The 8599-nt window shown below is 63.0% G+C and carries 8 protein-coding genes and 3 pseudogenes; 3 read left to right on the top strand and 8 right to left on the bottom strand.

Annotation, left to right across the window (positions count from 1 at the left end):
* Positions 1-202 precede the first annotated feature (202 nt).
* Positions 203-1291, bottom strand: a complete 1089-nt coding sequence (locus M3461_21330) for a homoserine O-succinyltransferase (protein ID MDQ3776707.1) — start codon at positions 1289-1291, stop codon at positions 203-205.
* A gap of 2 nt (positions 1292-1293) precedes the next feature.
* Positions 1294-2148, bottom strand: coding sequence for an ATPase (locus M3461_21325; protein MDQ3776706.1), 855 nt, complete (start codon positions 2146-2148; stop codon positions 1294-1296).
* Positions 2149-2216: 68 nt separating this feature from the next.
* On the opposite strand from M3461_21325, the pseudogene M3461_21320 reads away from it, so the two are divergent.
* The 3 genes and pseudogenes from M3461_21320 (at position 2217) to M3461_21310 (ending at position 5093) form a co-directional block, all read left to right on the top strand.
* Positions 2217-2720: pseudogene (locus M3461_21320) on the top strand (TIGR00645 family protein).
* A 179-nt stretch (positions 2721-2899) separates the two neighbouring features.
* Positions 2900-4577, top strand: a pseudogene (locus M3461_21315) (Kef family K(+) transporter).
* A 306-nt stretch (positions 4578-4883) separates the two neighbouring features.
* A complete protein-coding gene (locus M3461_21310; GenBank protein ID MDQ3776705.1) occupies positions 4884-5093 on the top strand; it encodes a LysM peptidoglycan-binding domain-containing protein in 210 nt (69 codons plus the stop codon).
* A 149-nt stretch (positions 5094-5242) separates the two neighbouring features.
* On the opposite strand, the pseudogene M3461_21305 reads toward M3461_21310, so the two are convergent.
* The 6 genes and pseudogenes from M3461_21305 to M3461_21280 all read right to left on the bottom strand — a co-directional run.
* A pseudogene (locus M3461_21305) lies at positions 5243-5343 on the bottom strand (addiction module antidote protein, HigA family).
* 90 nt (positions 5344-5433) lie between these two features.
* Entirely contained in the window at positions 5434-5613 is a 180-nt protein-coding gene (locus M3461_21300; protein MDQ3776704.1) for a hypothetical protein, read from the bottom strand.
* Between the two features lie 113 nt (positions 5614-5726).
* Positions 5727-6893: a pyrroloquinoline quinone biosynthesis protein PqqE gene (gene pqqE, locus M3461_21295; protein MDQ3776703.1), complete on the bottom strand. Its 1167-nt coding sequence runs from the start codon at positions 6891-6893 to the stop codon at positions 5727-5729.
* Positions 6868-7143, bottom strand: coding sequence for a pyrroloquinoline quinone biosynthesis peptide chaperone PqqD (pqqD, locus tag M3461_21290; protein MDQ3776702.1), 276 nt, complete (start codon positions 7141-7143; stop codon positions 6868-6870). The genes pqqE and pqqD overlap by 26 nt, the downstream gene beginning before the upstream one ends.
* Positions 7144-7146: 3 nt before the next feature.
* Positions 7147-7869, bottom strand: coding sequence for a pyrroloquinoline-quinone synthase PqqC (gene pqqC, locus M3461_21285; GenBank protein ID MDQ3776701.1), 723 nt, complete (start codon positions 7867-7869; stop codon positions 7147-7149).
* On the bottom strand, positions 7866-8599 hold a 734-nt coding region (locus M3461_21280), incomplete at its 5' end, for a pyrroloquinoline quinone biosynthesis protein PqqB (GenBank protein MDQ3776700.1). The genes M3461_21280 and pqqC, both read right to left, overlap by 4 nt.

Genomic DNA, 8599 nt, shown 5'->3' with positions numbered 1-8599 from the left:
CAGGCTGGCCATGCATCGTCATCGACTCCGCTCTTCAGTGTCTCGCTACCTGCACATTATCCCTTAGCCATGACTCGCTGTAAACCACAATTCGCCGTGACAAAGACAATTTTTAGAGGTGCCCTTAAAGCCGTCTTGTTCCTACATCCGGGACTGGGCCGCAAAGCAAATGAAACGAGCGCGCCCATCATCGATCCCATGATCAAGGCCCTCGGTCTGGCCGTGCCCGCAATCCCAAGGGGTCGTCGGGATCGATGCCGTCCATGAACGGGCGGCGGCGGTCGCTGTGGGTCACCTGGTAGATCTTGCCCACCCAGTTATTGACGATGGCCAGGGCGGTGTCGTGCCAGGTATTGTCGAGGTGTGGGGTGATCAACTCTTCGGGCATCTCGGGGAGGGGCTTGCCGTTCGATCGCGCGGCGTGGAGCGTCTCGGCATACTCGCCGAGGATCGCCTGCACCTGGGGAGTGAAATAATCGTCGGGGAAGGGCGGATAGTCGTCGCGCTCGCGGTGCGCAAAGCGCTGCACCTCGCGCTTGTATTCCTTGAGGAGGCTCACGGTGTCGTATTCGGGGTGGGCCTGGAGGAACACGAGTCGGAAGCCGTCCGCGCTGACCGCGAGGTGTACGCCGGCCGCCTCGCTCTCGATCAGCACGGTGAGCCCGGACGCCTCGAACTGTCCCCGATCGATCTGGTTATAACGCGAGTGGGGGACGTCGAAGCGGGTGTTGACGCCCCTGACGAGCGGGTGGCGGCGATCGGTGATCCGGTGCGGATACACGCCCCAGCGCTTGTCGGGCAGGTGCCGGCGCTTCTGGCCATAACGGAACTGCAGCACGGCGTGGGTCGCGAGGCACGAGCACAGGGTCGAGGTGACGTTGTCGTAGGCCCAATCGATGACCTCGATGAGCGGCCGCCAGAACGGCTCCAGCGCCAGATCGGGTTGCGTCACATTGGCCCCGGTGATGATGAGGGCATCGAGCCCGTCCGATCGGACCTCCTCGAAATCCTCGTAATATTGGCGGATATGGGCTCGCGCCTCGGCATCGCGTTCGAGCCCCGCGAGCGTGAAGGGATGCACGTAGAACTGCGCGATCTGGTTGCTCTCGCCGACCAGCCGGAAGAACTGCCTTTCGGTGGCTGCGAGCGCCGCGTCCGGCATCATGTTGAGCAATCCGATGTGGAGCTCGCGGATGTCCTGGCGTAGGGCCGCCTCACCCGCGAGGACGGTCTCGCCTTCCGCGCGCAGGGCCGCGAAGGCGGGCAGCTCGGAATTGGCGACGAGCGGCATGCTCAGGCGCCGGCCGGGGTCCGATCGAGCACGGTCGCGAGGAGCGTCTGGAAATCGGCCTCGCTCGCGACCCCGGCCAGCTCGCTGGTGGTCACGGTGTAGCCGTATTCCATGGCGATCGCCTCGTAGCGCGGGATGCGCGATCGGAAGAGCCTCGGGAACACGAAGCGCACGAAATCGTCGGGATCGACGAGCGCGATATAAGGGAGGCCGCGCTCGCGCATGAAGAGGTCGAGCTCTTCGTCCAGGAACGTGTCGCGATAGTACAGCGGTTTGGGATCGGCGAGAGCGCGCCGGATGAGGATGGCCTCGTCCTCGGCGGTGGCTTGAATATAGAGGATGAGCGTGTGCTCGGCGAGGATGCGGAGCGGCTCGGGGTCGTCGATCTCGCACAGGCTGCCGCCGGCGTCGTTCACGAAGTGCCGGTATCCGTAGATGTCGCGTGCCTTGCGGATGAAATCGGGCACGTCCTTCATGGCGCGGATCTCGGCCTCGCGATGCAGGGACTGGCGGCGTTTGAACTCCGCGAGGCCCAGGCCCCCGCGCTCCGGGTTGCCGAGCTTGCCGAGGAAGGTGGACAGCGGTTTCAGGTTGTCCACCGTGATGTTGTTGCAGATGTAGATCGAGTCTGAGCGGAACAGCTCGCGCAAGAACGGGATCTGCATCGCCTGGGACTTGATGTTGTCGAGGATCGCTTCATCCAGATAGCGCGTCCCGATGCGGTAGTCGCCGGAGTAGTGGAACCACTGGGATTGCCGCAGCAGGGTCGCGAGCCGGGTCTTGCCGACCCCGGACATGCCGAGCAAGGTGATGCGCTTGTTCTCCCAGTGGCGAAGCCCGTCTGCAGTCAGTCTCACCGGCGCTCCTCGTTGGCCGTGTTGCCGATATAATACCGAAATCGCCGCCATCCGAGACAGGCATCCTCATGACAACAACGCAGACGCGCGACCCGATCCGATGGCTGGGGGGCTTCATCTTCTGGAGCCGCTGGCTCCAGGCGCCGCTCTACGTCGGCCTCATCGCCGCCCAGGGCGTGTATGTCTACCACTTCATGATCGAGCTCTCGCACTTGATCATGAGGGCCGGGAGCTTCACCGCTACGGAGACCATGCTGGTCGTTCTGGGCCTCATCGACGTGGTGATGATCTCGAATCTGCTCCTCATGGTCATCGTCGGCGGCTACGAGACCTTCGTATCGCGGCTTGATCTCGAAGGCCACCCCGACCAGCCGGAATGGTTGTCCCACGTGAGCTCCGGGGTCCTCAAGGTCGAGCTCGCCACGGCCATCATCGGGATCTCGGCGATCCACCTGCTCAAGACCTTCATCGAGGCCGAGCACGTCCCGGAAAAGGCGATCCTGTGGCAGGTGATCATCCACCTGACCTTCGTGTTCTCGGGGTTCGCGATGGCCTACACGGACAAGGTCATGATGAGCATCCGCATGGACCGAAAGCCACCACCTAAACGACAGTACAATCCTGACCAAGCACATGTTGCGACCGCGCGGGTAACGCGGTTACTGGGGGCACGAAAAGCGCTTCTGGATCCCATAAAGGGCTGATGATGACCCCGTAATAACACACAACGCCCCAACAAGGACAAGAGCTGATGCCGCATAGCGTTCCCCTGATTACGATCATTGCTGCGGCTCTTGGACTCGCTCTCGTGCTGGGTTTCCTCGCTGCGCGGGTCAAGCTCCCGGCGCTGGTGGGATACCTGTTGGCCGGTATCCTCATCGGCCCTTCCACCCCCGGTTTCGTGGCCAATGTCGAAATCGCGGGGCAACTCGCCGAGATTGGCGTGATGTTGCTCATGTTCGGGGTGGGATTGCACTTCTCTCTGGACGACCTGCTGGCGGTCCGCAAGATCGCGTTGCCCGGGGCGGCACTGCAGATGGCTGTCGCCACTGGACTCGGCGCGACCGTTGCCGCTGCTTGGGGATGGGGGACAGGAGGCGCGGTGGTTTTCGGTTTGGCATTGTCGGTCGCGAGCACCGTTGTGCTGCTGAGGGCGCTTGAGGCCCGTGGCGTTCTGGAGTCCATGAACGGGCGAATCGCCGTCGGCTGGCTGATCGTCGAGGATCTCGCCATGGTGCTCGCGCTCGTGCTTCTTCCGCCTCTGGCAGCATGGCTTGGCGGCAACGTGCCAAGCGGCGGATACGCGGATCTGTGGCGGAAGCTGGGCATTACACTCGCCGAGGTGACGGCATTCATCGCTCTGATGCTCGTAGTAGGACGCCGGTTCTTCCCTTGGCTGCTTTGGCAGGTTGCACGCACGGGCTCGCGCGAGCTCTTTACCCTGTGCGTCGTGGCCGCAGCCGTTAGCATTGCATACGGGGCCACAGCCCTGTTTGGGGTGTCCTTTGCCTTGGGAGCCTTTTTCGCAGGCATGGTGCTGAGAGAGTCCGAGTCGAGTCACCGAGCCGCCAAGGAGTCCCTGCCGCTGCGGGATGCATTTGCGGTGCTGTTCTTCGTATCGGTGGGGATGCTATTCGACCCCGCCGTCCTCATCGAGCAACCGCTACGCGTTCTTGCCGTGGTGGCCATCATCATTGTGGGAAAGTCACTTGCTGCGGTGGCGCTGGTGCTTGCCTTTCGTTACCCTTTGAACACAGCGCTTACGGTCTCGGCCAGCCTCGCGCAGATCGGCGAGTTCTCTTTCATTCTGGCTGGGCTCGGCGTGACCCTGGGTTTGCTCCCCGTCGAAGGTCAGAGCCTGATCCTAGCCGGTGCGCTGATCTCCATTGCTCTCAATCCACTGGTGTTCAAGGCCATTGAACCGGTGCAGGCGTGGATCCGATCCAGATCGACCCTGGCCCAGATGCTTGAGCGGCCCGACGACCCGTTGGCCGAGCTGCCCATGTCTACCGATCAAAAGTACCTTTCCAAGTAGGTCGTCTTGGTGGGTTATGGTCGGGTGGGTCGGCGGATCGGTGATGCTCTGGCCGAGAGAGGGATTCCGTATGTGGTAGCAGAGCAGACCCGTGAGGTTGGTCGAGAAACTGAGAGAGCGCGGAGTGCCTGCAGTGTCGGGGGACGCGTCGGACCCGGCCGTGCTTGTCCAAGCCCATATCGCCCGAGCGAGCATCCTTGTTATCGCTACGCCTGACACCTTCAATGTGCGACAGATGATCAACACGGCTCGCACACTCAATCCAGAGATTGTGACCGTCGTGCGTACCCATAACGAAGAGGAGGCACGGCTGCTGGAGCAAGAGCATGCCGGAAAAGTCTTCCTCGGCGAATATGAACTCGCCGCGAGCATGACCCAGCATGTGCTGGAGCGAATAGGGGAGGAGTCTGCCTCACCTGGAAGCGAAATACCTACTTCACTGCATTCTACCTCTGGCCGTTCTGGTGCTCCACCAGTTCCTTCTGAAGGATCTGCGTCCAGGCGCCCCTGGATTTGGGGGGTACCGGCATTGATCGCGCTGATTGCGGGCGGTGCCGTGTGGCTATCTCTGAGTCCAGAAGAAGGCTAGGAATCCCCCCAGGTTACCAAGGAAACGGGGAAGGTAACCGCGCCGCCAGCCGAGGGAACGGAACCCCCTCCTGCTCCTACAGCGTCACCGCCAGCACCGGTGGCTCCGTCCATGGAACCAGCAAAACCAGCAACTGCTTCGCCCGGCACCTATACGGTTGGACGCGGCGATACTCTTGCCAAGATCGCTACTAAACTCTATGGGGATCCCAAAAAGTGGACAGCGATTGCTCAGGCTAATCCTGGCTTGAATCCAGATCGGGTGAAGGTGGGACAAGTGATCAAGCTGCCAGATCTACCGATTAAGCAGGAGCAGGATTAGTCGGCTGCAAGATCTCACTTCGTCGGCCTTATTGTAGTGGAGCGCCAACCATCCAGTCCTGGCCCACAATTGCCCCTCTCGTTACGCCACTGGCAACAAGGTCGCTAACTAACATTTGGTCTCGGAGTTCCCGGGACCGAAATTGCCATCGCAATGGAAAGACGAATAGCCATCGTGGGACTTATACCTGCCTGCCCGTTCAGAATGGCAGAGAGCGTCTTGGCTGACGCCGAGCTTCCGCAGCCTGTGTTTTGCGTGACCTGCTTGGCATAATGCTGCGAGTCTTGGGCGATGTAATCGTGGATATGACGTAACTGTCTTCGGGCGTGCGGCGTCCATTTCACCATGACTCGATATCCCGCAACAACTCTTCGGCGGGAATGGTCTTGCCTTGTGCAGCGTCCTCCCGGCCGCGACGGATGTTTTCCAGGACATAGAGCCGGTACATGATCTCCTCCATCTCCACGTTTTCCGGCAGGCGTTGTATAGCAGCCAGGGCGTCGTGTTTGGCGGTGTGCATGGATAACTGGTCTCCTCGTTTAGCCACGTGTCTGCTGATTGGCACCGTCGGCAGCGTTTTTCAGGATCGAGCTGTCAAGCAATTCCCGCGCGACCTTCTCTCAATAAAGAGCACTACTCCGGCCGCGCCGACCGAATCGCGCGCGAGCTTCGCGTATTGCGAAAGACCAGAGGCACTTCCGATCCGGCCGGCGAGGATTTGGCGGCGCGCTCGATGGCGGCGAGGACGCGGTCGTGGTGCGGGGAGAGATCGCAGACGGGATCGGCGTTCTCCGCATCCCCGGTCAAGAGAAACGCCTGGCAGCGGCAGCCGCCGAAGTCCTTGAAACGCTCGGGGCAGGTCCGGCACGGCTCCTTCATCCAGTCGAACCCTCGAAACCGGTTGAAGGCCGGCGATTCGTTCCAGATCCAGGCGATGTCGTGCTCGCGCACGCTCGGGAACTGGATCCCCGGAAGCATACGGGCCGCGTGGCAGGGCAGCGCGATGCCGTCCGGGGCGATGGTGAGGAACACCGCCCCCCAGCCGTTCATGCAGGCCTTGGGGCGGGTCTCGTAGTAGTCCGGGACGACGTAGTAGATCTTCATCCGGCCCTGGTACCGGGCCTGGTAGTCGTGGGCGATCGCCTCGGCCCCTTCGAGCTGGGCGCGGGTGGGCAGGAGGCGGTCGCGGTTGTGGAGCGCCCAGCCGTAGTACTGGGTGGTCGCGAGCTCCACATAGTCGGCCTGTAAATCGACCGCGAGCCGCAACATGTGCTCGATGCGATCGATGTTGTCGCGATGGATCACGAAGCACAGGACCATCGGATAGCCGGACTGCTTGACCGCCCGGGCCATGGCTAGCTTGTGCTCGAAGGCCTCGCAGCCGGCGATGAAGTCGTTCTGCGCCTTTTCGCTCGACTGGAAGCTCAGCTGGATATGGTCGAGCCCGGCCTCGCGAAACGCCTGAACGCGCGCCTCGTCCATGCCGAGGCCCGAGGTGATCAGGTTGGTGTAGTAACCGAGCGCCCGGGCATGGGCGATCAAGGTCTCGAGGTCGCGGCGGACCAGGGGCTCGCCGCCGGAGAAGCCAAGCTGGGTGGCCCCCATCGCCCGGGCCTCCGTCAGCACGCGCCGCCACTCCTCGGTCGTCAGCTCCGTCTTGACCCTCGCGAAATCCACGGGGTTGGAGCAATAGGGGCATTGCAGCGGGCAGGCGTAGGTCAGCTCGGCGAGCAGCCAGAGCGGCTTCGGCCCCAGATCCCGATCGAAACCGTCCTTACCAGCGCACCCAGCCGTTGCCATGTGCCGTCTCCAGGAATCTTTCCACGTCGGCCGCGAGCGCGACACCCGGGAACTGCCGCTCCAGATCGGCGATGATCTCGCCTAAGCGGCGCGTGCCGTCGCAGCGTTTCAGGGTCTCCGCGGCGCTCTGGTTGAGCTTCACCATACCCTCGGGGTAAAGGATCACATAGGCCCCCTGCGCCGCTTCCCACTGCAAGCGGAAGCCGGGCGCGATGCTGGGTGTGTCTTCACGGTCGAGGGAGGCCATCATCGTTCAACGTTCGACATTGTAATAGGGCGGCCGGTGGTCGACGTAGGCGAGCCACATACAGTCGAGCAGGGTCCAGAGCACGTCCAGCTTGAACTGCAGGATCCCGAGGGCCCGCTCCTGCTCGTCGCGGGTGCGGAAATGATCGAGCGTCATCGCAAGCCCATGCTCGACATCGCGGCGCGCCTCGGACAGGCGCTTGCGGAAATAGGCATAGCCTTCCGGCTCGATCCAGGGGTAATGCTTGGGCCACCCGTCCAGGCGCTGTTGGTGGAGGGTGGGTGCGAAGAGCTCGGTCAGCGACGAACAGGCGGCCTCCTGCCAGCTCGCCCGGCGGGCGAAGTTGACGTAGGCATCGACGGCGAACCGCACTCCCGGCAAGACCCGCGCGAGCGACCAGAGCTCGGGGCGCGCGAGGCCGACCGCCTCCCCGAGCTGCGACCAGGCCTCGATCCCGCCCTCGTCGCCGTCGCTGCCGTCGTGGTCGAGGATGCGTTTGATCCATTCCCGGCGCACCGCGCGGTCCGTGCAGTTGGCGAGCACCGTGGCGTCCTTGATGGGGATGCTGATCTGATAGTAAAAGCGGTTCGCGACCCAGCCCTGGATCGCCTCGCGCTCGAGCTTGCCCGCGTTCATCAGGACGTGGAAGGGGTGATGGATGTGATAGAAGCGCTCCTTGGCGCGTAGGCGATCCTCGAACTCCGCCCTCGTCCAGGCCACCTCGCTCATAGATGGATCTCCATGCCGTCGTAGGCCACTTCGATCCCTTTTGGGTTCAATAGCCGGCGCTCGGGCGACTCTTCGTCCAGGATGGGGTTGGTGTTGTTGATGTGGATCAGGACGATGCGCGGCCGCGTCAGGCCCTCGAGCACGGACAGCATACCGCCTTCCCCCGAGAGCGGCAGGTGGCCCATCTCGCGGGCGCGCCGCTCCGAGATCCCCTGCCGGGCCAGCTCGTCGTCGGTCCAGACCGTGCCGTCCACGAGCAGGCAGTCGGCCTCCTCCAAGTAGCGCCGGAGATGCGGTTCAATGTGCCCGAGACCCGGCGCGTAGAAGAGGTTCTTCCGGGTATTGATGTCTTCGACCCGAACCCCGATAGTATCCCCGCGATGCGGGGCATGGCGGTGGGGCGAATACGGCGGGGCCTCGCTCCTGAGCGGGACGGCGGTGAACCGGAGCCCCGTGATCTCGGGGATCGTGAAGGGTTCCCCGTCCACGGGCACGGCATGCCATTCGACGCCGCAATAGTGCTCGAGCACGCGAAACAGTGGATAACCCCCGGTGAGGTCCTGGTACACCATGCTGGTGCAGTAGACCTCCAGCGGGCCGGGATGCTCGCGCAGCATCATGAGGCCCGTCGTATGGTCGATCTGGGCATCGATGAGGACGATGGCGCGGATCGCGGTGTCGCGCACCGCGCGCCCCGGCTGCAAGTCCGCGAAGCCGCCGAGCTGCGTCC

This window comes from Pseudomonadota bacterium (genome assembly GCA_030860485.1).
Taxonomy (GTDB): domain Bacteria; phylum Pseudomonadota; class Gammaproteobacteria; order JACCXJ01; family JACCXJ01; genus JACCXJ01.
Note: the sequence above shows the minus strand (reverse complement) of the source record. Positions and strands in the feature narration are given on the sequence as shown.

Bases quoted from the DNA above. Each gene is read 5' to 3' on its own strand.
- M3461_21330 (MDQ3776707.1), bottom strand. From the start codon at position 1,291: ATGCCGCTCGTCGCCAATTCCGAGCTGCCCGCCTTCGCGGCCCTGCGC.
- M3461_21310 (MDQ3776705.1), top strand. From the start codon at position 4,884: ATGGAACCAGCAAAACCAGCAACTGCTTCGCCCGGCACCTATACGGTT.
- M3461_21300 (MDQ3776704.1), bottom strand. From the start codon at position 5,613: ATGCACACCGCCAAACACGACGCCCTGGCTGCTATACAACGCCTGCCG.
- pqqE (MDQ3776703.1), bottom strand. From the start codon at position 6,893: ATGGCAACGGCTGGGTGCGCTGGTAAGGACGGTTTCGATCGGGATCTG.
- pqqD (MDQ3776702.1), bottom strand. From the start codon at position 7,143: ATGATGGCCTCCCTCGACCGTGAAGACACACCCAGCATCGCGCCCGGC.
- pqqC (MDQ3776701.1), bottom strand. From the start codon at position 7,869: ATGAGCGAGGTGGCCTGGACGAGGGCGGAGTTCGAGGATCGCCTACGC.